16 protein-coding genes are annotated in these 23,958 nt (G+C 39.6%); 9 read left to right on the top strand and 7 right to left on the bottom strand.

All coding sequences use genetic code 11. From position 1 onward, the window contains the following. Positions 1-4: 4 nt before the first annotated feature. Together ABJQ32_13750 and ABJQ32_13745 are read right to left on the bottom strand one after the other, a co-directional pair. Entirely contained in the window at positions 5-1,147 is a 1,143-nt protein-coding gene (locus tag ABJQ32_13750) for a hypothetical protein (protein MEP5290708.1), read from the bottom strand. A gap of 103 nt (positions 1,148-1,250) precedes the next feature. Further along, a complete protein-coding gene (locus ABJQ32_13745) occupies positions 1,251-2,381 on the bottom strand; it encodes a DUF2911 domain-containing protein (protein ID MEP5290707.1) in 1,131 nt (376 codons plus the stop codon). Between the two features lie 117 nt (positions 2,382-2,498). On the opposite strand from ABJQ32_13745, the gene ABJQ32_13740 reads away from it, so the two are divergent. The 3 genes from ABJQ32_13740 (at position 2,499) to ABJQ32_13730 (ending at position 6,161) form a co-directional block, all read left to right on the top strand. Then, on the top strand, positions 2,499-3,248 hold the full coding sequence (locus tag ABJQ32_13740) for a TMEM175 family protein (protein ID MEP5290706.1): 750 nt from the start codon (positions 2,499-2,501) through the stop codon (positions 3,246-3,248). 66 nt (positions 3,249-3,314) lie between these two features. Beyond that, positions 3,315-4,922 (top strand): hypothetical protein, encoded by a 1,608-nt coding sequence (locus ABJQ32_13735; GenBank protein MEP5290705.1) that lies wholly within the window; start codon positions 3,315-3,317, stop codon positions 4,920-4,922. A 246-nt stretch (positions 4,923-5,168) separates the two neighbouring features. Next, positions 5,169-6,161 carry a patatin-like phospholipase family protein gene (locus tag ABJQ32_13730; GenBank protein ID MEP5290704.1) on the top strand — a complete coding sequence of 331 codons (993 nt, stop codon included), beginning with the start codon at positions 5,169-5,171 and terminating at the stop codon, positions 6,159-6,161. 11 nt (positions 6,162-6,172) lie between these two features. Here the strand turns inward: ABJQ32_13730 and ABJQ32_13725 are convergent, their stop codons facing one another. Next, positions 6,173-6,709, bottom strand: a complete 537-nt coding sequence (locus tag ABJQ32_13725; GenBank protein MEP5290703.1) for a TIGR00730 family Rossman fold protein — start codon at positions 6,707-6,709, stop codon at positions 6,173-6,175. 64 nt (positions 6,710-6,773) lie between these two features. Between ABJQ32_13725 and ABJQ32_13720 the strand changes: the two genes are divergently transcribed. From ABJQ32_13720 to ABJQ32_13705, 4 genes are all read left to right on the top strand, one after another. Beyond that, positions 6,774-7,772, top strand: coding sequence for a pirin family protein (locus ABJQ32_13720; protein MEP5290702.1), 999 nt, complete (start codon positions 6,774-6,776; stop codon positions 7,770-7,772). 143 nt (positions 7,773-7,915) lie between these two features. Beyond that, positions 7,916-8,503 (top strand): hypothetical protein, encoded by a 588-nt coding sequence (locus tag ABJQ32_13715; GenBank protein MEP5290701.1) that lies wholly within the window; start codon positions 7,916-7,918, stop codon positions 8,501-8,503. A gap of 20 nt (positions 8,504-8,523) precedes the next feature. Beyond that, positions 8,524-10,413 (top strand): tetratricopeptide repeat-containing sensor histidine kinase, encoded by a 1,890-nt coding sequence (locus ABJQ32_13710; protein ID MEP5290700.1) that lies wholly within the window; start codon positions 8,524-8,526, stop codon positions 10,411-10,413. A gap of 163 nt (positions 10,414-10,576) precedes the next feature. Continuing rightward, positions 10,577-11,680: a TRAP transporter substrate-binding protein gene (locus ABJQ32_13705; GenBank protein MEP5290699.1), complete on the top strand. Its 1,104-nt coding sequence runs from the start codon at positions 10,577-10,579 to the stop codon at positions 11,678-11,680. Here the strand turns inward: ABJQ32_13705 and ABJQ32_13700 are convergent, their stop codons facing one another. After that, entirely contained in the window at positions 11,681-11,998 is a 318-nt protein-coding gene (locus ABJQ32_13700) for a rhodanese-like domain-containing protein (protein MEP5290698.1), read from the bottom strand. It lies immediately after the preceding gene. Between the two features lie 35 nt (positions 11,999-12,033). Between ABJQ32_13700 and ABJQ32_13695 the strand changes: the two genes are divergently transcribed. Together ABJQ32_13695 and ABJQ32_13690 are read left to right on the top strand one after the other, a co-directional pair. Beyond that, positions 12,034-13,209: an aminotransferase class I/II-fold pyridoxal phosphate-dependent enzyme gene (locus tag ABJQ32_13695; GenBank protein ID MEP5290697.1), complete on the top strand. Its 1,176-nt coding sequence runs from the start codon at positions 12,034-12,036 to the stop codon at positions 13,207-13,209. Further along, positions 13,210-13,602, top strand: a complete 393-nt coding sequence (locus tag ABJQ32_13690; protein MEP5290696.1) for a nuclear transport factor 2 family protein — start codon at positions 13,210-13,212, stop codon at positions 13,600-13,602. It begins immediately after the preceding gene. 174 nt (positions 13,603-13,776) lie between these two features. On the opposite strand, the gene ABJQ32_13685 is transcribed toward ABJQ32_13690, so the two are convergent. From ABJQ32_13685 to ABJQ32_13675, 3 genes are all read right to left on the bottom strand, one after another. Further along, on the bottom strand, positions 13,777-15,204 hold the full coding sequence (locus ABJQ32_13685) for a MopE-related protein (GenBank protein MEP5290695.1): 1,428 nt from the start codon (positions 15,202-15,204) through the stop codon (positions 13,777-13,779). Between the two features lie 216 nt (positions 15,205-15,420). Next, entirely contained in the window at positions 15,421-18,156 is a 2,736-nt protein-coding gene (locus ABJQ32_13680) for a T9SS type A sorting domain-containing protein (GenBank protein MEP5290694.1), read from the bottom strand. A 142-nt stretch (positions 18,157-18,298) separates the two neighbouring features. Then, a complete protein-coding gene (locus ABJQ32_13675) occupies positions 18,299-23,848 on the bottom strand; it encodes a cadherin domain-containing protein (GenBank protein MEP5290693.1) in 5,550 nt (1,849 codons plus the stop codon). Between the last annotated feature and the right edge of the window lie 110 nt (positions 23,849-23,958).

Genomic DNA, 23,958 nt, shown 5'->3' with positions numbered 1-23,958 from the left:
TGTATCACGGGTAGAGCCACTCTTTTGATAGTGAAGTTAATGCAAGCTTGCCGTTTGGCAATCGCTGAGTTGAAAGAATAAACTTTTCATTGAAGTCAGCAAGTTGTTGAACACCATTACCAGAGCGAGGTGTGTATTTTACGCCTGCCAAATAGCCTTTAACTTCTTCTGTGATTTCTCCTTTATAGCTTGCGACATCACTTGGATCAAATAGTAAGAGCGGAAGTGCACTGTTTGACATCAGAATGTAGTCTTTGCCATTGTTCTGGTATAGAACCATGTCGATTGGAAAATTTCCCGCACCAAATTCAGCTACTGTTCTACCCTTCACATGTTGCCCATCACTCAACTTGGTAGCATCTATGGTTACAAGAGGGGTGCACAAGTAGGCAGCCAAAAGTTGCTTTTGATTGTTTAACTCGTAAGGTAAGAAAGCCCTAACTGGAGAGGCTGTTTCCCATTTCCCATGTGCACCATGAAAAATTTCCAACGTGTTTGCTTCTACATTGTTAGTAAAAGGGAAAGGCACAGTCCACATAGCAGAACGAAATTCTTCGTTAGATAGTCCTGCGATATATACTTTACCATCATCGAACGCAATATCTGTAATGGCATCTGATCTTAGCTTGGCCCCTTTCTTCCACCGGTGTTCTATATTAGAATCTATCGGGTTTGGTAGGCGAGCCATTGAGTAATCAACATTTTGTAAGCTAGCTTCAGACATTTCTCCATCCGGGGAAATTTTTATAAGAATATCCGCATCCACCAGATCATTTGGAGTTTCCCATTTGGAGCTCCATTTAGCTCTTCCTCTTGAGACACTCAGATATGTGTTTTGAGAAATAGGATTTACAGCCATATCATGAATCATGACGTTATCCGAGGTAGTACCGAGCATTTCAGCAAGTTTTCCTTCCAAATCCAGCATGTTCAATGCTTTGTCATTCGTGCTCTTCTGATTATCTCCGAGATCGATGGCATAAATTGAACCACCTTTGGAGTCACCTACGAAAAGAATACCATCTTGATTAAAAGATAGAACGGAGATTGAGGTGATCTCCGGTGTGCCCTTTTTCATTCCTGGATCTTTTCCGAATAGAAAAGATACCAGTAACGCCAGACTTAAGGTTAAGATTGATCGTTTCATCATTTAATGTTTTGTGAGACTATTTTTTACGAGATTTACTTAGTTGAGTTATAAAAAAAGAGCTCGCATTCGCGAGCTCTTTAGGTTATGTCGGAGCTCAGACTTAGTTTATATCCTCACCTTTCTCAAGTTTCGCTATGTTTTGATCGATGAGAGGGCCATTTACAGTATCTCCTGCTGGTACATTTGCTTTAGCAAGCTTTAGATATTTTATGGCTTGTTTGTAGTTGCCTACAGCCGAGTATCCTCTTGCTAAACCATAATTTGTTGGCCATGCCCCATTATTAGTTTTTTGATTGTATTTGAACACTTCAAGTGCCTTATCCTTTTTCCCAGCGGTGATTAACTGACGACCATATTGGTGAATTGCACCTGCCGTCGCACCTGGTAATTTCATAGCCTCGTCCATGACGGCAATAGCTTCATCAGTTTTCCCAGCTGCTGTAAGGACACCTGCTTTTGTTTGCATGGTTCCAAAGTTTTTTTGACCAAAAAACGGAGCATTTATTGCCAAATCTGACCATTTTATGGCTTGATCATGTTCTCCTACGCTTGATGCATATCTCGCCGCAGCTCCATAATTTTGGTAGGTAAACCCTGGCTGATTATTCAATTCTGCTGTCAATGCTTTCATATGCGCTTTCACAGGATCTTTTAATTCGATCTTTATGGGAAGTTTCTTATCTCCCCAAATCAATGCAACGGTAGTAGAAGTGTTTTGTCGATCGATAAACTCATAAGTTAGCCACTCGTGGAAGCTTGCATCCTCTGCAGCTACTTCTACTCTGAGAGCATCATTTTTTTCATCATAGAAGAAACTTCCCCAGTGATTATTGTCTCTTGAGAAAATTACTGTCCAAGCGCCCTCCTGTGATGGTGCTACAAAAAACCCGTACTTTCCCGCTTTCAATGCTTTCCCACCAATCATTACATCATGCGAAAAATGAAATGTCGTGTTTTGATCAGCTCCTGCTCTCCATGGAGAAGGATTTTCTGCTGAACTAGTGCCAAATCCGAGATTGTTGAAGCCATAAGGTACAACTCCACCAAATATGGTTCTTCCGCGTGCTCCCGGGCTACTGTATTCAATTGCGACCTTCCCAACACCTCCAATGTGTTGCCTTACATATGAGCGCTGACTGCCTCCACCCGGTGGAGTGCTCAGTTGCGCCAATCCACCAAAGCTTAATAGAGAGAGGATTAGCATTCCTAAAAATTTCTTGTTGTAGTTCATAAGTATGAGAGTTAGTGTGTTAATCAAAACGCTGATTTTTCTGGCTACCTTTTTCTTTTCTATCAAGGGGTTATTTTGTAGATGAATGGTTATCATTGAGAACCTAACTTTATAGATATGAGGAATTTAAAAGATCAATTGGTAGGCCTGGACCCTAGGTTTAGATATCGTGGATTGAATCAGACGAGGATCGAAACTTTTAGTGATGCAGTATTTGCTGTTGCCTTCACCTTGGTGGTTCTTTCTACTACTGTACCTGAGACATTTGATGAACTTAGAAAATCGATTAATGATATCATTCCTTCATTTATATGTATCGTATTGATTGTCGTTATCTGGTATCAGCATTATCTGTTCTTTCTCAGGTTTGGTCTTCAGAATACGAAGACGGTAGTGGTTAATACATTTCTACTTTTTCTTCTTTTGATTTACATATATCCACTGAAATTTTTGGCGAGATTTCTTGTAGAACTCTACTCAGCTATTCTTTTTGGTAAGAATGTCAACTTTATGCAATCTTTTGGAGGTGAAATGAATAGCGAAAACATGACCTTACTCATGACAGCCTATGGGGCAGGAGCTACTTTAATATTTGTAGCTATGACATGGCTCTATCGCCATGCCTACAAAAAAAGAGAGGAGCTAGAACTAAATGAATTTGAGACTTTTTGTACGAAGGTCGGTTTAAAACAAAACCTCTTGATGAGCGCAATTCCATTTTTCTCTACCGTAATTGCGTTCTTACATCCTTTTGGGCATGGAGCGCTTAATTTCGGAATTGCAGGGTTCACCTACATGCTTTATCCACCCGTAATGATTTTCTATGGATATAAGGTGCGAAAGAAGACTGAACAACTTTTTGGTTAGGATTTACCAAGTTGAGTTTTAGGTTAGGTAACTTGAACTTTAAATGTCACACCTAACCTAATTGCTATGAAAAAGTATGCAGATCTGCATTGTCATCCGCACTCACGTGCTTTTCATTGGATGCGTCATACCAAATATGAAAGAAAGCAAAAAAAATATCATCCATGGAACATCGTTCTGAGTAATTTCAAAAAACAGGAAAAAGGAAAGCGTGCTTTTAGTTACTCTCAGTGCGATCCTGTAAAGCTTTGGAATGGAGAGACCAAGCTTGTTTTTGCCTCACTTTATCCATTTGAAAAAGGATTTTACAAAGGAGGACAGATGGAGCAAAGCAAAGTCATACGAATTCTCGATATTCTGTCCACCTCTGGATTAGGTTTTTTAAATCCAATCAAATGGGCTCAACTGGTGCTGGCTTTTTTTACGGGTGCGCCTACCGTATTAAAGCTCCTTCGTACGTTCCTACAATCATTGTTGATGCGCATGCCTATTCGGCGCATAAAATTCTTTGTGTCCCCATCCTATGATTATTACGAAGAACTCATAAGAGAACGTGATTTCTTGATTAATTATAGCGATCAAAAAACGAAGAACAACATCTTCATACCCGGTCTTAGACGATTGATTAAGAGCGCTTCAAAATTGAAAAAGAAATATCCTGAATCTCTGAATGCTGAAGGTAAATATGTCCTCTGCAAAAATTATTCAGAAGTAAAAGACACTTTAGATAAAAATGAGATCGCGATGGTGTTAACCATCGAAGGGATGCATGCTTTGGGAACAGATACTAATTTGAACAAAGTAGAAGAAAGAATTCATGAATTAAAAAAATGGGACAACCCTGTTTTCTTTATCACTTTCGCCCACCATTTCAATAATTTTCTTGCTGGACATGCTCATAGTATGCCAGACGCACTAAAGATTGTATCTGATCAGGTTGATGGAATGAACGAAGGTGTACAGCCTGAAGGAGAGAAAGCAATAAAGCTTTTGCTAAGCTTGGATTCTGATCTTCAAAGAGATTCTTCTTTGGGTCATCGAATTTTGCTGGATTTGAAACATACGGCAGCTAAATCAAGGAAGTGGTATTATGATGAAATAGTGAGTCCGTGTATAGATAAGGGAGATGTCATCCCAGTGATATTGAGTCATGTTGGTTACAGCGGTTGGCACACTTTGAAGGAAAGTATTGATAATGCTAATCATGAAAATGATAAGGATTTGAAGGATGGGTTTTACCCATGGAATATTAATGCTTGTGGAGAAGATATACAATGGGTAGCCAAGACAGAAGGCCTGATTGGAATTTGTTTTGACCAACGAATCCTTGGAGATAAAAAAGACAAAAAGAACAGTATTGATCTCATTTGGAAAAATTTAAAAGCGATGGTAGATGAAATCATTGAAAGTACTGATTTAACAAAAGATCAAAAACAGAAATGCTGGAGCTACTTCACGATAGGGACAGATTTCGAAGGATATATTGATCCTACTCAAGATTATAGTAACTCATTATTATTCGATGATTTTGAAAATGACTTGTTAGATAAAATGAATGAGTTGAAGGTACTAGACGGAGCAACATATCACCTCCACTCTGATACGGATGTGGAAGCTGCTGTAAGAGGCATTTGCTTTGAAAATGCGCATCAATTCCTCAAGCGTAATTTTTAACTTTCGATCTATACTTGAAAAAGGTCGGTGAAAATCAGGAAAAAACGGAAGATTACCCATTTTAGGGTATTGATAATCAGGTATATAACTAACGAACTTTAGGGTAAGTTTATATCACTTTAGTTATGAAAAAGATTTCAAGAATTGTTTTTATTGTTTTGGCTATTGTTCTGGCTTTCTTTGGCTTCAAGAAAGTCAAAGTAGGAAAATAGTTACATATTAAGTATCAATTAACCAATTACGATCATGTCGCAATTGAATAGGGTTTTGTCCATCGATGGAGGAGGAATACGTGGAATCATTCCAGGTCAGGTTCTGGTGGAGATAGAAAAAGCGTATAATGTTAAAGTAGCCAATGACTTTGATCTTGTAGCGGGAACTAGTACTGGAGGAATCCTAGCATGTGCCTTTTTACTCGAGAACATAAACGAGCCAGATACACCCAAATTTAACGCCGAGGAGGTTGTCGGCTTATATTTCAAGCGAGGAGAGGAAATTTTTGATGTGCCGTTCTTTCATAAAGTTCGGACTGCTGGTGGGATTTTGGATGAAAAGTATCCAGCTGATGGAATAGAAGAGGCTCTTCAAGATTATTTTGGAGAAGCATGGTTAAAAGACCTCTTAAAACCGTGTATTATCACATCTTATGATATTATAAATCGGAAGGGTCATTTTTTTGGTCAGCACAAGGCGAAACAGAAGGCTGATTTCAACTTTAAAGTAAAAGATGTAGCCAGAGCTACTTCTGCAGCGCCCACTTATTTTGAATGTGAACAAATCATGTCTCAGGGCGGGGGTGCGTATACATTGATTGACGGTGGAGTGTTTGTTAACAATCCGGCACTTGTGGCGTATGCCGAAGGGAGAAACATCTTCAAAGTGAATGGAGATGAAGCTACTGCTAAGGATATGAAAATCTTATCGATAGGCACTGGATACACATATAAACCTTATCCGTATAAAAAAGCGAAAAAATGGGGGATGGCAGAGTGGGTGCAACCAGTAATAGATATCATGATGTCTGGAGCTTCTGAAGTCGCGCACTATCAACTTGAGAAAATATATGGTACAATTGATAATCCCAATCAATATTTACGAATAGATGGAGATTTGAAGTCTACAGACATTGATCCTGATATGGATTGTGCGACACCTGAAAATATGTCCAGACTCAAAGAATATGGAATACAGCTTTTTGAGGAAAACAAGAAAAAGATTGAAGAGTGGCTAGAGATCTGATAGGTAGAAGACTACTTTAAAAGCCTTAGAGCCAACTTTTCGACCACCTCTTCAACGATCGCTTGATCATGAATCGATTTATATAAAAATCCTTGTTGTTCCATATGATCGAAGAAAGAAATGAAATGATTATAGTAGCCATTGGTATTAAGGAAGGCACAAGGTTTTGAGTGATAACCTATCTGTGACCAAGTCATGACTTCAGTTATTTCTTCCAATGTGCCAACACCACCCGGTAAAGCGATGAATGCATCTGATAAATCAGCCATAAGCGCTTTACGCTCGTGCATATCTTTCACACGATAGAGTTTAGATAGTCCAGTGTGGGCCACTTCCATCTCATATAATTTATCAGGAATTACTCCCGTGATTATACCTCCGCTTTCCAGGGCGGTTTCTGCCACCACTCCCATTAGTCCAACTGCGCCTCCTCCATATACAATCTCTATTTCCTTTTCTATAAGTGTCTTAACAAGTTCTTTTGTAGCTTCTTTGTAAGCCGGGTCGTTACCCACTTTTGATCCACAGAAAATGGCTATTCTTTTCATCCTGTAAAAGTATTGATTTGAACTCTACCTATCTGTTACTAGTTTATCATGAAAATTAAAGTTCATGTCAGTAATCAAGCAAATTAAGCCACTTGGTTTTCCATGGGAAACACAAGACCCCTTTCTTTTCTGTGTCTATCATCGGGATTTATATCCAAAAGGAAATGAAGGAATGGGTCCCGACCCTGATTTGTTGAAGGGGAGAATGATTGGACAAGATTTTACCATTAAGGACGGTTGGCGCATGTATCATGGACAACAAGTTCCTGGCTTCCCACAGCATCCACATAGGGGATTTGAAACGATCACAGTTGTGCCAGAAGGACTGGTTGATCACTCCGATAGTATGGGCGCTACAGGAAGATTTGGTCATGGAGATGTGCAATGGATGACTGCAGGAAAAGGCGTACTGCATTCAGAAATGTTCCCACTGGTAAATAATGAAGAGGAAAATCCATTACTTCTATTTCAGATTTGGCTCAACCTGCCTAGCAGAAGCAAGTTTGTGGAACCTCACTACAAGATGCTATGGGCGGAGGATATTCCTATACACAAAACATCGGATGCAGAAGTGACGATTATTGCTGGAGATTTCAATGAAACCAAATCATTGGATACCACACCTGATTCATGGGCAGCTGATCCAGAAAATGGTATAGCTGTATGGTTGATTAAAATAAAAGCAGATGGTGAGTTGAAACTTCCTTTAGCAAAAAAAGAGGTTAACCGATCCATCTATTTCTATAAAGGCAACCATATTTCCATCGATCATGAAACCTTGAATGTACAACAAGGCGCTGACTTGCACCCGGATCAAGAGGCAACTATAAAGAACGGAAACGAAGAAGCTCATATACTGCTCTTGCAAGGAAAACCGATAGGCGAACCGGTAGTGCAGCAAGGTCCATTCGTCATGAACAGCCAAGAAGAAATTTATGATACGATAAGAGAATATCAACGCACTCAGTTTGGTGGCTGGCCCTGGCCGAAAGATGAATTTGTACACCCAAAAGAGAAAGGGAGATTCGCTTTACATGCAGATGGTAAAGAAGAAATAAAGTAAGAAATCCAGCAGTAGTTTGTAGACGTCTGTAAATCGTTAATCGAGAAAGTCGTACACTTAATCGATGAAATTGTTTCATACGTCAAATTGCATTATCAGTTGATAATTATTGTAATACATTTAAAGACTTAAACCACCTTCTAATGAGAATTACTTTACAAAAACTACTCGTACTCGCCATTACTTTTTCATTTATCACTTTCGCCTGTCAAGAGGGCAATTTAGCGGAGGATGAATTAGATCAATTGGACGAGGACATGCTCGCAGCTGTTGAGTTTGCAGATGATTACCTCACTTCAACCAATGGCAGGATCAATAGTGTTGAAAAATCAGTAACCGTATTTAAGTACGAAAACGGTCAATTACTTTTTAAGACTGCCGGTGATACTACTGCTGGGTATAAACCCGTAACCGAAGAAACAGTAACAGCAGAAGCTGAGCCCGGGGATTATCTTTTCTGGTATTCTGGTGGTGGTGTCACGGACTTAGAAGGAATCGATTTTGATGCTGCTTCTGAAGCAGCTCTTCATGATCTACCTGATGAGATCAACCCAGATAAAATGTGGGTGATACAAGTGCCTGAGGATATAGAGGAAGGAACTGAATACCTGAAATATGATATCGTTTATGATTTCGAAGGGAATGCTGGCCCGATCATTCGATTAGATCCAAAAATCACTATTGGACGTAACTCAGTGTCAGTTGGAGATGATGGAACAGAAGGCGAATAATTAACGAAATCCAAATTACCATGTTCAATCTAATATCTAGAATACTCTGGGTTGTACTACTGTGCCTTGTTGGAAATGTAGCTTTTACTCAAAACCAGATAAAAGCTGATAGTATTGAGAGAATTATTAACAGTAAGAAACTCACAAAAAGCGAAAATTTAGAAGCGTATTTTTGGTTAACAACTCATTCAAGTTCTCCTGAAAAAAGGATAAAATATGCTGAGCAGTTGCTTTCTTTATCCAAAGAAGCTAATAATCTTGAATATCAGATTAAGGCGAAATGTAGACTAGGACTCGCCTACAGGTTTGCTGGAGATTTGGATAAAGCGCTAGAATATCTATTTGAAAGCGCAAATCAAGCAGCTGATATTGATGAGTTAAAGGTCTTTTTAGCAGAGATATATGCAGAAATCTCCACTTGTTATACCCAAAACGGAGACTCTGAAAATGCATTATTGTACGGTGCGAAAACAATTAGTATCCTTAGAGGGACCAACCAAAAACAAGAGCTGGCGCTTACACTTCTGAATAATGGTTACGATTATTATCTGATAGGTAGATATGATTCAGCAATGGCTTACTACAATGAATCTGAGCCAATCCTTCAAGATATTGGAATGACTATTGGGCTAGCCTATATCAAAGGAAACCGTGCATTAGTTTTTTGGAAAAAGGGTGATCCGGAGAAGGCCAAGAAAGATCTATTTGCTGCTATCGAAATGCTAGAACCATTTGGTGATAACTATGCAATGGCAGATTACTACAATCAAATTGGGAACATATTTCTAGAAGAAAAAGCTTTCAATAAAGTCATTGAATTTTCTTCGAAAAGCTATGATATCTCTGTTGATGAGGAATTTAAGGAACAGGCTCGGGATGCGAGTAATCTTTTGTACCAATCTTATAAGGCTCAAGGGAACTACGAAAAGGCGCTGGAGTATCAAACGGAATATCATTCGTACAAAGACAGTATTCAAAACCTGGAGACAACACAGTATCTAGCTAACCTAAGAACAGAGTTTGAAGTTGGAAGGAAGCAGGTAGAAATAGACTTGCTGCTAGAGCAGAAGAGAAGTCATCAAATTATTATGATTACTGGTGGAATCATTCTACTGATCACCATTATTCTGGTAGTCACCATCTACGTGAATTATAGATCTAAAATAAGATTGAATAAGCAACTGGAAGAGCAGAAAAACTCTTTGATAACCCTGAATCAGACAAAGGACAAGTTTTTCTCCATCATCTCTCATGATTTGAGAGGGCCTGTTGGGACACTGATTGGACTTGTGGATGTAGCTAGATATTTTGTAAAAGAAGGTAAGAAAGAAAACATCCTTGAGATGGTAGATAACATGGGTGTGCTGGTAAAGCGAGTGAACAAGTTGTTGGAGAATTTGCTTTCTTGGGCTCTTCAGCAGAGTGGTCATTTTCCTTATGTTCCTGAAGAAATAAGCATTAAAAGCATCATGGAGAATGTTATTGAAACGTCGAACAACACGGCCATTTCAAAAAACATTAAGCTGAATACTTCCATAGATAAAGATTTCGAACTGTATGTAGATAGAAATGCTACGCTTACAATCCTCAGAAACCTGGTTAATAATGGAGTTAAGTTTACTTCTTCAGGAGGACAGGTTGATATAGGAGCAGAGATAGATACGGAAAATAATTTCGGGGTAATTACTGTTTCTGATAATGGAGTAGGTATACCAAAAGAAAAACTGGACAATCTCTTTAAGCTGAATGAAAAGATTTCTACTCCTGGTACTTCTGGGGAAACGGGAATTGGATTAGGATTACAGCTTGTGTTTGATTTTGTCAAATTAAATAAAGGGAAAGTCAACGTTAAAAGTGAGGTAAATAAAGGAACCACCTTTACTGTTTCACTTCCGCTAGCGCAACAATAAAATTCTCAACATTTTGATGTTTTAATAATTTAAGAGTAGTCTTTACAATAGACTATTTTTAAATTATGAAATGAGCATAAGTAGTGATCACACCTATACCATAGGTGCTTGAATGAATGTTACTGATTGCGAATTCCATGTGGCTTAAAAACAGATAACACACATGAAACGTCGAAAATTTCTCACCAAGTCTGCTTTGGCAGCTGCAGGAGCATCTACACTAGCTTCTTGTGTAAAAGGAGAAGAGGTAAGCAAGGGCCCTTACATCAATTTCAACAATACGTATCGGTGGAAGATGACCACCACATGGCCACCAAACTTTCCAGTAGTAGGCGAAGGATGCCAGCAACTTGTGGATTGGGTTAAAAAGATGTCAGGTGGACGGATGGAAATCACCGTCTATGGAGGAGGTGAGCTTATTCCGGCATTAGAAGGATTTGATGCCGTAAGCAATGGCGCTGTGGAAATGAATCATGGTGCTGCATACTATTGGGCTGGAAAAGTGCCTGCGGCGCAATTTTTCGCAGCAGTGCCTTTTGGGATGAATGCCCAGCAGATGGGTTCATGGATCATTTCTGGAGGTGGGGCTGAGCTCTGGGAAGAATTGTATGAACCCTTTAACATTCAACCAATCTTGTGTGGTAACACGGGTGTTCAAATGGCTGGATGGTTCAAGAAGGAAATCAAAACACTAGAAGACCTGAAGGGACTGAAAATGCGTATCCCAGGATTGGGAGCAAAGGTATTGGAAAAAGCAGGAGGAACTCCAGTGCTCGTTTCAGGTGGAGAAATATATACAAACCTAGAGCGTGGAGTTATCGATGCAACCGAATGGATAGGGCCATTTCATGATTATTTGATGGGGTTTTACAATGTAGCCAAATACTACTACTACCCGGGTTGGCACGAGCCAGGTCCAGCATTGGAGATGCTTATCAATAAGCCAAAATTTGATGCACTTCCTACCGACTTACAAGAAATCATCAGAACGGCATGCTACCGAACTAATCGCTGGATGGGAGCTGAATTTGATGCAAGAAATGGAAAGTATTTGCAGAAAATAATCAATGAAACTGATGTGACTGTTGCCCCTTTCCCTATTGAAGTACTGGAGGCGCTTAAAGGATACACGAAAGAAGCATTAGCTGAGCTTTGCGAAAAAGATGCACCAAGTAAGAAAGTGTATGAGGCGTTTGAGAAATTCAGAAAAGATGTGAGTGTGTGGATGAATGTGAGCGAACGCGTATTTTACGATCAAATCATGTGATTAGTACTTTGGAATACCTGGATCAATTTCATCTGACCAAGCCAAAATACCACCTACCAGGTTGTAGAGATTGTTAAATCCATGATTGTTTTCTAGATAAAGAATTGCATCAGCACTTCGTTTCCCACTTCTGCAGTGTACAATCACCTGCTTTTCTTTGTGAAACTTTTCGACATTATCCGGAACAGCATCCAGCTCGACCAATTCACCTCCAAGGTTTGCGAAAGCGAACTCATCCTCACGCCTCACATCTATCAATTGAAAATCCGCTTTTTCATCCATCAATTTCTTAAGTTCTAGTACGGTTATCTCTTTCACTTTATTTGGTGCTAATTTTAAATTAAAAAATCAGATTGAAAGATAAGAAATTTGAAACTTTAGCTATTAGAGAGCAAGCAAAAAGATCACTTAATGGAGAACACTCGGTTCCAATTTATGCCACTTCAAGCTTTAAGTTTGAAGATGCGGAAGATGCCAGAGCTCAGTTTGCTGAAGAAAAAGAAGGGAATGTCTACTCCAGATATTCAAATCCAAACACCAATGAGTTTATAGATAAACTTTGTTTGCTTGAAGGACTTCCAAAAGGAGTTGCAACCGCTAGTGGCATGTCTGCTATGTTTACCAGCATTACAGCTTTCTTGAAGCAAGGGGATCATATTGTGGCGTCCAGGGCTTTGTTTGGATCTACACATCAGATCATGACAAACCTCTTACCTCGCTGGGGCATCACGCATACCTATGTAGATGGAGACAAACAGGAAGACTGGGAGGCCGCTATCAACTCAAATACACGGATGTTGTTCTTAGAGACTCCTTCAAATCCAGCTTTGGATCTCATTGACTTAGAGATGATTGGCAATCTCGGAAAAAAACATGGGCTAATCGTGAACGTAGACAACTGCTTTGCAACACCCTTCCTCCAAAACCCTGCTAAGTGGGGTGTCAATGTGGTTACCCATTCAGCGACAAAGTATATTGATGGTCAAGGTCGAGTTCTTGGAGGAGCTATTCTTACAACCGAAGAACTTTACCCTCAATTGAAGTTCTTAGCGAGGCATTCTGGACCGTCCATGTCTCCTTTTCATGGGTGGCTTTTGTCCAAGAGTCTGGAAACGCTAGCAATACGAATGGAGCGGCATTGTGAAAATGCGCTGTACGTTGCGAAGGAAATGGAAAAACAGAAAGGAATAAATTTTGTTAAATATCCCTTTCTCAAATCTCATCCTCAGCATGATGTGGCCAAAAAACAAATGAGATATGGCGGAGGGATCGTCACATTTGAGCTGGCGGGAGGTCTTGATCAAGGAAGAAAATTTCTCAATGAGCTTCAAATGATATCTTTATCTGCGAATCTGGGAGACACTAGAACTATTGCGACCCATCCTGCTTCAACCACACACAGTAAACTAACTAAAGAGGAAAGAAATCAGGTAGGGATTACTGATGGAATGGTGAGAATTTCAGTAGGATTGGAGCACCGCAATGATATTCTTGAAGATATACTAAGTGCAATTCAAAAAAGTAAATAAATGAAATATCTATTAGTGATAATTTTTGTTTCGGGAATGGGATTAAGCCTATTCTCCCAAACTCCTGAAGAGCTGGCTAATGCTCAGTTAGAAGCGTACAACAATCAGGATATTGAAGCATTCCTAGCACCATATTCGGATACGGTGAAAGTGTATAATGGCACGAAGGAGTTACTATATCAAGGTAAAGAAACGATGCGAACGCAGTATGGTAGCATGTTCGAAAGAACGCCTGATTTGAATTGTAATCTATTGAATAGAATAGCAGTGAATAATACGGTGATAGAACATGAGGAAGTAACTTTTGGCGAGGGTAAGAAAATTTATGCCATGGTCATGTATAAAATCTCAGCCAATAAAATTCAAGAAGTGTATTTTTTGGATCGTAAATAGCTTTAAGGAAATATGAAGTAAACCCTTAAGTAGATACTACTTGTTTATTAGCTATAGAAAAATAGACTATCTCACATCAATATAAAATTCTATTTCCTCCAGTTTTCAATACATAAAAAAATCCAGGAAGTATACCTCCTGGATTAGTAATGCTTAATTAGTTTGATTCATCAATTATTGACACGGATCTTCTCCAATTCCACCACAACTAAACTCATCAAATCCATCACAGTTCTCATCTATTCCATTATTAGGAATGTCAAAAGCTCCAGGATTAATGAAAGGATTGTTGTCATTGCAATCTGCGCCACCTGCGATTTCGGAATCAAATCCGTCTCCATCTACATCTCTTAAATCAGAACCATTACAATCTTGGTCAATTCCATCATATGGAATTTCTGGTATTCCAGGACGGATCGTAGGATTGTTATCGTTACAATCTGTTGGGAATGGAACCCCATCTCCGTCAACATCAATTAAGTCAGAACCATTACAATCCTGATCAATTCCATCATAAGGAATCTCTGTGGCTCCAGGGTAAATTGTAGCATCAGTATCGTTACAATCATCGAGAGAAGAAACACCATCACCATCACCATCAATCAAATCGGAACCATTACAGTCTTGATCTACACCATCATTTGGAATTTCGGTAGCTCCTGGGTATACAGTTGAATCAAGGTCATCACAGTCTCCAGCATCAACTGAAAAACCATCGCCATCTGCATCGACATTCTCCACTAAGTCAAAACCATTACAGTCCTGATCGATTCCATCATTAGGAATTTCTGTCGCCCCTGGGTAGATGGTCGGGTCTGTATCATCACAATCTCCATCTCCAATCGTGACTCCATCACCATCTGCATCTAGATCACTATTCCCGAGTACGATATCAACTTCATTGGTAGAATCATCAAGGACTAGATTAATCATAGCTCGTCCATTTTGAATGATAGCATCAACCCTAATTGTATAATGTGTTTTTGGTTGAGGATCCGTGATAGCTCCTGTAAACTCTACATCAATTATGTCTCCATCTACTTCTATATAGGTCAATTGAGCAATAATGCTTAGTGGGTCGACTGTAAAATGACCTGCTCTTGTTTCATTTTCCTCAAATACTAATTGTGCTCCAGTGGTATTAGATACAATTGTTTGGTAGGATGTGAAATTTGAAACAACATTTTCTGAGTATTCAACGGATACTTTTACATTGGCAAGCTCACAAAAAACTGTAAGTAGACTTGTTTGGCTTTGTAAAATCGTGAATTGGGCTTCTCCATAGTAGTATGGATTGTCAAACTCGGCTTCCGACTCATTATTGGAGTGTGCTTCCACTCGGTAATTACCTATTGGCAATTCAATTTCTGAGGGCAAAAGAGCATATCTTTCATATGATTCAACAAGGACGTCTTCTGCATCAAATATTTCAACAATAAAGTCATCAAGAGGTACAACCTCATCTGTTCGACCATTCTCATTCTCAATAATTTCTATGCCGATATCGGCAGATAATGATATGAAACCAGTTTGCATTGGTTCATTTTCTTCCTCACATGCAAATGCAAGGATGATTAAGAGGGCAGTAAATAATTTTTTCATCTTAGTTTAATTGGTTTAAGCGGTGTGAAAACTATAGGATTACTTTATGTATTGCAATGGAGTTTAAAATGTTCCATTAGCAACTTTAAAAATAGATAAAGAAGTTAACTGTTGATATGGAGTAAAATGAAAGCATAAAATGTGATTAATAAAAAAAGGCCGATCCGCCAATTGGCGGACCAGCCCACGCATTAAGCTGTCTAAGCTAATGCTGCCTTAGTTTGTTTTGATGATCTTATGCTTAGTGGAGCTGGTGCCATTATTCACCTGCAGGATGTAAATGCCTGATGTGAAAGATCTAATATTGAATTTTAGGCTCATCCCTCTATCGACCAATATTACTTTTCCATTGATATCGATAAGACTTACTGAAACGATTTCACTTGCTTTAATGTGAACCACATTGGTAGTTGGATTTGGGTAGATGGCAATTGTATTTTCAAGTGTTTTTTCTTGACTATTGCTATCAGACTGAATCTTTGACGAAATATTCGATTTCGATTTATTACAATCTGTGCTATAAGATGTATGCGAATCTTTGTTGGTAAATACTGTCTCTGCATATCCAACGTCATCCACCTCAATGCAAAATAGATTTCGGTTGGAGCGCATATCAAAGTGGTAAGGATTTCTTATGAAATGATTTGCTTCATTGGCTATATTAACCTCAGAAAAATTATTCTTTGCAGCCCAGATGGTTCTAAGCTTTGAGTGTCGACTCAAATCAATCGATCCTGACAAGAAATTACTTCCAATATTGAGGTACTTCAAAGACAGGCTTCCAGTAACATTGATTGTTTCAAGCCTATTTTCGCTTACATTCAGTTTTTCTAAAATAGAAAAATCAGCGACATCTAATGAACGTAATCGGTTGTCATTCAAGTCAATTTCATAGAGACGCTTGTTTGTCGGAAAAAGAATCGTGATCAGTGCATTGTCAGAAGCACTCAGCCACAATAGTTCATTGTTTTGACTTAAATCAATTTTTTCGATTTCATTGCGGGAGACCTCCAACGAATTCAAAACTGCCTGGTTGGTAAAGTCTATGAAGCGAAGCTGATTGTTGTTCAACGTCACTTTCTTAAGTTTTCTATTTTGATTCAAATCGATTGATTCGAGCCTATTGTATGAGCCATCTATAGTATGCAATAGCGGATTAAGTGAAAGGTCTAGCTGTGTCAATAAGTTATGGCTGGCCACCAATACGTACAGACTGTCATTTTCAGATAAGTTGAGTGATCGCAGTTGATTATTTGAACAAACCAAAGACTGCAACGCAGTATTTTTTTGAAGATTAAGACCGAATATGCGGTTGTTGCTACAGTCCAAGTTTATCAACTGTGTGTTCTTGCTTACATCTAGCACCAGCATATTGTTTTCGCTGAAATTCAGGTATCTCAGTGCATGGTTCCAATCCAGATTCGCTCTGCTAATGGTATTCTTACTTACATTCAAATACGGAATGTTTGAAAAGGCTTCAATGCCTTGTAGGTTGAATATGCTGGCATTATCTGCGTATAGAAAGCCATCAAATGCTTTGGCTTCACACAGTTGAATTTCACCATCACCGTTGGTGTCAATGACTGGATCATGGTTAAGCAATACATTTTTGAAATCTTCATCAGGGATTTCTACGATTCCGTCATAAACATTGAACAGTGCACCATTTGTAGGTGAAAATGTGTTTCTGGACCAGACAAAATCCGCATTGCCATTTGGGATGCTTTGCGAAGTGCCTCTATCTAAATCTGTGGCTTGAACGACGTCCAATTGACCTTCAGTGTAGACTGATCCATTGGTATTGTAAGTCACCCAATCCAAGGCAATTTCTCCATCGATGTTGGAGGTTATCAGGAGCTTTCCGTATCGCCCTCTATTTGTTTTGTAAAGTAGCACATCTCCCAAAGTGAAGTCTACTTCGCCGATAAATGAAACATCTGTAAGAGTGGCTGTAGCAACTGTGCCAAGATCTACACAGTCATACAATTGCCTATCTACTTCAATGATAGGACGACAATCCAAACTGAACGAAACATGACTATCTACTACCGTAAAATTGGATGTAGCGTAAGCCACATCATCTACCTGGATACATTCTAGTGAATCGTTATTATTTGCGCTGAAATAATTTACGTTCATGTTATTGCCATTGGCAATGTTGAGAGTTTCTAGCTGAGTGTCGTTGACTTTTAGATAATCAATGCTTGTATGCGCACTTAAATCCAAGTGACCGAAAACAGGATTTTCGCTCAAGTCCAGCGACCTAAGTGCCGTGTTGTTGGCAAGGTCAATCTGGGTGAGTTGATTATCGTACAATACCAAAATCTCAAGCTCACTTTGTGAAGCAAGAGATAGCTGAGAGATAAAGTTTTCATTAAGATACAGTTGCTGTAGAAGTATATTATTACTCAGATCTATTTCCTGAATGCTATTATTTGCCAGTACTAGATCTGTGAGATTGGGACTGTTAGAAACATCGAGTGTTTCCAGATTATTGCTCAATAAATTAACGTCAGTTAAGAAAGTGTGTGCGCTAAAATCTAGTGATGACAACTGGTTACCATTCATCCATACATATTCGAGGAGCAGGTTCTCAGAAAGATCTATGGAAGTAAGCTGATTGTTACCTAAGGATAGATTTTTTAGTAGAGGATTCTGAGATAGGTTTACCGAACTGATGTTGTTCTGTCGGGCTTCCAATCGTGAAATATTGGGAAAGGCTTCTATACCTGTCAGATCAGTAATTCCTTTGTTATTGACATTCATTGTATAGGTGTAGCTTTCGGCCTCTGTAAGTTGTATTTCACCATCGCTGTTGCTGTCTATTGTAGGTGTATGTGTGAGCAATGCGGCTTTGAATTGTGCATCTGGGATATTTACAGTTTGCGCATTTGCTTCTGTGAAATGAAATAGTACAGTTGTTAGAAGCGATAATAGATATCTTATTTTCATGATGTTAGATTAGGTTTATTGGTGTAATTGCTTTGATTCTTTATCATGTCATTTGTGAAATGTGAACAAATGATGATAGGCTTTATAAAAAAAGGCCGACTCCTCGAGTCGGCCTATCGCAATAGCCATAGCTAATGCTGCCTTAGTTTGCCTTTATGATTCGTTTGTATGTGGTAGACTCACCATTGGTGATTCTCAAGAAATAAACCCCCGAACTGAGCTCACTCACATTCATTCGTACAGCTTGTCCAGTATCAGATTGGATGGATTGTCCTTTCGAGTTGGTGAGATAAATCGTCATCTGCTCACTTGCATGGATGTTTACAAAGTCAGTTGCTGGATTTGGATATACTTCGATAGCTATTTCATCTTCAAATCCCAGAGGAGCTTCTGTGACGGTGAAAGTGAATGTATCACTAGCTGATGCACCATCGCCATCTGTTGCAGTTACGGTAATGGTACTTACACCTACCCCAACTTCGTTTACCGAAAACTGGTTGTTGAGTATAAGCTCAACAGTTACCACACTCTTATCACTACTGGATACCGTTATGGTAAGTTCATCACCATCAGGATCTGAGAATACATCCCCGTAGTTGATTTGAGTCATGCCAAACCCTTCTGGAGCTCCAAAACCATCCGGGAAAGAGTTTGCAACAATAGGTGCCTCATTGACTTCTACCACGGTCACCTCAAATGCATCCGAAGTAGTTACACCAGACCCATCATCCGCAGTTACAGTTATAGTAGAAGAACCAAAACCTCCAACTTCTGTAATGGTAAGGGTTGATACCGTATTGTTCACTGTGACAACCGCTGTATTTGAGCTGGAAACGGAGAAAGAAAGAACGTCACCGTCCGTATCAACAAAAACAGCTGCCAGATCAATTTCCAGGGAAGAGAACCCTTCATCTAACTCCTGATCTGCTATTGGATTGGCAGCAACAATGCTTTCATTCTCATTCAAGATCTCAATGGTAAAGGATTCCTGATACGTTCCGCCGTTTCCGTCGTTGGTTTCCACACGTACCGTGTAGCTTGATTGCGCCTCAAAATCAAAAACAGTAGCCGCGAGAAGTTGATCGCCAGAGAAGGAGAACGCGGCATTATCCGTATCCCCAACTCCTGCTACCAAGCTATAGGTAAAGCTATTTCCAGCATCTTCATCCGTAGCGCTTAAGCTTCCAATGACCTCTCCAACAGTGTTATTCTCCATGATGCTGTTTCCAACTAAATCCATATCTGTAGGAGCTTCATTTACATCATTTATGCTAATGGTGAAGACCTGTGTTCCGGTAAGACTCCCATCATCACTCATGATTAGAATGCTGTAGATGCTCTTCGCCTCGAAGTTGAAGCTTTCAGATGTAAGCAACTGATCGCCGGAGAGAGAGAACGAAGCATTGTCTTCATCGCCAGTACCAGCGGCAAAGGTATATGTATAGCTTCCAGAAAGGTCTTCACCGAAAGAAGAAAGATTCCCTACTGCACTGTTGGTTGCTTCATTCTCATTGATGGTGGTGCCATCCAAAACAATCGAAGTTATCTGGGCAGGAAGGTCATTTACCGTAATGATAAAGGCTTTCTCAAAAGTCAATCCCCCCTGATCGGTAACGATTACTTCCACGGTGTAGGATGCTTTTGTCTCAAAATCCAGTTCAACAGTCGTAACCAATTGATCTTCATCTATGCCGAATGATTCATTGTCTGTCACACCTCCTTTAAGTGAATAGGTATAGTTGTCAGTCAAGTCCTCATCTGTAACATCTAGCAAGCCGATCAATGTGCCAACTGGATTACTTTCATCCACAGTACTATTGGCAAGAGAAATATCCGTAGGCGCTTCATTAACATTATTGATACTGATTATAAATGCTTTCTCGAAAGTTCCTCCATTGCCATCATCGGTTTGAATACGAATATTGTAGCTACTTTTTGTTTCAAAATTGAGGTCTCCTTCATTCAGCAATTGATCACCAGATATTTGGAAAGCATTATTGTTTTCAGCTCCATCTCCTACAACTAGGGAGTAAGTATGAGTATCTGCTTCATCATCATCCTCGGTAGATAAATTAGCTACGACTGTTCCTGGAGGACTGTTTTCATCTATATTATTTGAACTGAGAGTGATATTTGTTGGTACTTCCTCTATATCGTAAATGAATATTTCAATGATTGATTCGTACATTAATCCACCTAAGTCCGTAACACGCACTCTTATAGAAAATTCATTTTGAGACTCAAAATCAAAATCAACCAAGGTGATGAGATTCGCTCCGTCTAAATCAAACTTATCATTGTCTGAATCCCCATCCCCACTTACAAACGAAAAAGTAAATGAATCTTCTTCGTCTTCGTCATCAACTAATAAATCCGTGAATGCCGTATTGGCAGCAATTCCTTCGTCCCACTCATTCTCATCAACATACAGATCTTCTGGAGCTTCATTAATGTCAGTCACTTCTATGATTAGTGCTTTTTCAAAGCTAAGACCCGTATTGTCGGTGGTTCTTACACGGATACTTAAAGTATTGAAACCTTCGAAGTTAAGCCCGGCGGTTGATTGTAAGCCATTGTCTACAATCGTGAATCGGTTGTTCCTGTCATCTCCTTCTCCTGCTACAAGCTCATAGGTGTGTGTGTCCTCTGAGTTACCATCTGTTGTGACGAAGGTTGCAAAAGTGGTATTCGTTGGTGTATTCTCTACCACATCGTTAGTTGACAAGCTGAGGCCTGAAGGAGCAACTTGAGCATCTTGCATTGTTACCATCCAGGTCTTGTCAATATCATTTTCGGAAGTAACCGTGAATGTCATTGGGGTAGTATAATCCTGACCTACAGATGGGTCAGGAGAAATGAAAGCACCAGGTGGAATAGTTATATCAACAGCTAGGTTACTTCTGTCAAGTGCTGGGTCAGCATCAACAGAAACAGTTGCATTTTCTGCATCAAGAGTCAGACCTGAAGCACCCTCAAAATTCAAACTAAGAATATCGTTAAATCCACTTCCTGGGGCATCATAAGCCCCCTTCATAGGAAAAGAACTTCTTGTAGTACCATTTATGTCTTCAGGGAGGCTGGCGTCAAATACTGTTCTAACCTGTGAGTTGTTGTTCAAGCTTGCAGATAAAGAGAGATCGCCAACGGAAGCATTTGTGAAGGTTACATCTTCCGAGCTTGAATTGATAAAATTGGATTTGAAGTCATCTGCTGTATTTGCTACCACATCGCCAGAATTGTAAGCAATCGGTTCAATACCGGAGATGTTGTTAAAATCGATATCTCTGGTACCTGAACCATTCGTCCAGCTTAATCCTGTTCTACTTCCCCCACCTGTTAAGGACACCATGTTGTTCTTGATTTTGAGGCTTGAAGGATCGCCAGAGATCAGCATGGCTGATGTATTTCCGCTGCTGGTTCCACCTATGTTGATGGTGTTGTGAAGAATATTGACTTCACCTGTGACTTGATTGTTTAGTTGTATTCCGTAAATATTGAGAGCTCGTGTGGATCCCAGGCTTATGCTGTTGTTTACTATATCGATTTTTCCTATCTCTCCTAATACATCGATGGATCGACTTTCTCCACTAGAATTGTGCTCAATGTTATAGAATTTGTTATTAGAAATTCGAGCGTTTCCGGCACCATCAATGATAAGTCCTTGTAAGGTTCCTCTTTGCTCAAACCCATTTGTATTGAATTCGCAATGTTCAACTAATACATCTCCGGTCCCACCTCTTACTTGTAGTCCAAATAAGTTTCCACTATTGATACCATTTAATCTCAAAAATTTAACATATCGTATTTGAGCAGAAGACGCACCACTAAACATATTTACGCGAAGGGATTTGAAAGATAGTACAGATTGACCCACACCACCTGGCCTACCGTCAATAATGAGATGACGACCTCCTACGTTTTGAAAAAATGGTGCTATTTCAGTAGCGCCAACCTCAGGTCTTATGGTGATGGTGTGCTCATCTATGCCAGCTCCTTGGAAAAAAGAATCCCAATTTGCAGAATACCCATCTTTTAATTCGAGCGTTACATCTCCTTCGATTCCAAATATGGCGAATGAGTTACTAGCACTTTCCAGGTCTTCGAAATCTCCACCTGTACCAACACTGTATGTGCCTGCTGGCCAGCGATTCGTTCCTGTCACACTAAGTATCCACCTCTTAGCATCTATTCCATTGGCAGCAGTCACATCAAAGAAAACTGTAAAATTAGCCACTCGACTATAGTCAAATGGTTGCCCTCCTTCAGGATCTATAGTGGCCCCAGGAGCAAGTGTGAAGGTTGGTGTGAATGTGAGGTCAGTAGTGGGGTTTTCTACCTCAATGTTGATTCTTCCAGAGTTTCCAATGTCTTGAAGCGTAATGCTTGACAGTTCTGGTGCCGACATGGTGTAGATATTGTTATCCCCATCCGAAAAGGGAGATTCTACAGCTCCCTTTGTTTTAATAGAAGGATTCCTGGCATTCCCAAAAATGTCCGTAGCAATATCGGCATCATTGGAGGTGCGAAATACTGAGGTGCTATTCAATGTGCTTTCGGTGATCGTTAAATCATTTTGTTGGAAATCGACAAAATTAAAAGAACCACTTCCAACAAAATTATTGTTAGGGAAGTTTTCCAAAATATTGGCCGACTCACCATCAAGAAAATAAAAATTAAATGGGGCTGTATTGCTGGTGGATACACCTATGGCATTGTCATTTAAAGCTAGACTTCCTCCTCGAAAAGTATCAAATTTAATAGCTCCCCTATTACAGTCCCCATCACAATCAAAACCATTATAAATAATGTTATTTTGAATAGTTACTCCGCTTCCGTGATTGAAGAAAAGAGGGAATACACTGTTGGTAACATTACTGGCAGATCCGCCTTGAAACGCAATGGTATTATGCGAGATTTCAGCAGTACCATTACGCTCAATATGAATACCGTATAGTTCATCTGAGGCTACATGTCCTACTGAAATAAAGTTGTTGTAAATTTCGGCAATAGACCTGGAGCGGATTGCCGAGTATGCTGAGATTCCGTCTGGTGTATAGTTCAAGTTTGGACTTTGAAAAGAGTTGTTCCTAATAACAACGTTACCATTAACTACAAACACGGCATACATGCCTTTCGGTGTAGTAATCTCTGGCGTGGAAAAAACACAGTTTTCAATTAATATATCAGTCTGAATAAAATTGCCATTGGTAGCGATACCCCAGCCGCCAAATTGTATTTTGCAATATTTAATTTGTACGTTACTAGCGGATCGAGCTATGCGAATAGCCTCGAATCTGGCAGCTTCAAAAGTTTTGATCTCCATCACGGGTTCACCAACTCCGCCGGCACGTCCATCAATGATGACGTTTGTCGCATCTGAGAGCTCGATAACAAAACTATTTGCAGAACTAATTAACTGTACAGAAGTAGCACCGGCCTCTGGTCTTATTGTGAGCTCAAAATCAAAATTCCCTGGATAGTTACTAATAGGCAAATAAGCATCTTCTACGTGTCCATCCACCAATTCCAGCGTGACATTTCCTGAGATACCGTTTGTGTTGATGTCTGTCAAAGCGGCTACTAAGGTTTCATAATCTTCTCCTGCCCCTATAGAATAGATGCCTCCAGCAATTTGAGCTTGGACTATTGAGAATGTTGAAAGAAGAAATGTAAGTAGTACTAATTTTTTCATAAGGCATTGCGATTTAAAGTTCGAAATCAAACTTGCTGCAATACCTTAAAAAATCGCCTGACCTTATGGGCTAGTTTTGACCTACCCTGGTGGGTGGTTTTATGAAAAAC

Origin of the sequence: Marinobacter alexandrii, assembly GCA_039984955.1 — a bacterium.
In the GTDB taxonomy this organism is placed as follows: Bacteria; Bacteroidota; Bacteroidia; order Cytophagales; family Cyclobacteriaceae; genus Ekhidna.
This window is presented reverse-complemented; position numbering and strand designations above follow the sequence as displayed.

Excerpts from the sequence above, each read along its gene's own strand:
- ABJQ32_13750 (MEP5290708.1), bottom strand. The coding sequence starts at position 1,147 with ATGAAACGATCAATCTTAACCTTAAGTCTGGCGTTACTGGTATCTTTT.
- ABJQ32_13745 (MEP5290707.1), bottom strand. The coding sequence starts at position 2,381 with ATGAACTACAACAAGAAATTTTTAGGAATGCTAATCCTCTCTCTATTA.
- ABJQ32_13740 (MEP5290706.1), top strand. The coding sequence starts at position 2,499 with ATGAGGAATTTAAAAGATCAATTGGTAGGCCTGGACCCTAGGTTTAGA.
- ABJQ32_13735 (MEP5290705.1), top strand. The coding sequence starts at position 3,315 with ATGAAAAAGTATGCAGATCTGCATTGTCATCCGCACTCACGTGCTTTT.
- ABJQ32_13730 (MEP5290704.1), top strand. The coding sequence starts at position 5,169 with ATGTCGCAATTGAATAGGGTTTTGTCCATCGATGGAGGAGGAATACGT.
- ABJQ32_13725 (MEP5290703.1), bottom strand. The coding sequence starts at position 6,709 with ATGAAAAGAATAGCCATTTTCTGTGGATCAAAAGTGGGTAACGACCCG.
- ABJQ32_13720 (MEP5290702.1), top strand. The coding sequence starts at position 6,774 with ATGTCAGTAATCAAGCAAATTAAGCCACTTGGTTTTCCATGGGAAACA.
- ABJQ32_13715 (MEP5290701.1), top strand. The coding sequence starts at position 7,916 with ATGAGAATTACTTTACAAAAACTACTCGTACTCGCCATTACTTTTTCA.
- ABJQ32_13710 (MEP5290700.1), top strand. The coding sequence starts at position 8,524 with ATGTTCAATCTAATATCTAGAATACTCTGGGTTGTACTACTGTGCCTT.
- ABJQ32_13705 (MEP5290699.1), top strand. The coding sequence starts at position 10,577 with ATGAAACGTCGAAAATTTCTCACCAAGTCTGCTTTGGCAGCTGCAGGA.
- ABJQ32_13690 (MEP5290696.1), top strand. The coding sequence starts at position 13,210 with ATGAAATATCTATTAGTGATAATTTTTGTTTCGGGAATGGGATTAAGC.
- ABJQ32_13685 (MEP5290695.1), bottom strand. The coding sequence starts at position 15,204 with ATGAAAAAATTATTTACTGCCCTCTTAATCATCCTTGCATTTGCATGT.
- ABJQ32_13680 (MEP5290694.1), bottom strand. The coding sequence starts at position 18,156 with ATGAAAATAAGATATCTATTATCGCTTCTAACAACTGTACTATTTCAT.
- ABJQ32_13675 (MEP5290693.1), bottom strand. The coding sequence starts at position 23,848 with ATGAAAAAATTAGTACTACTTACATTTCTTCTTTCAACATTCTCAATA.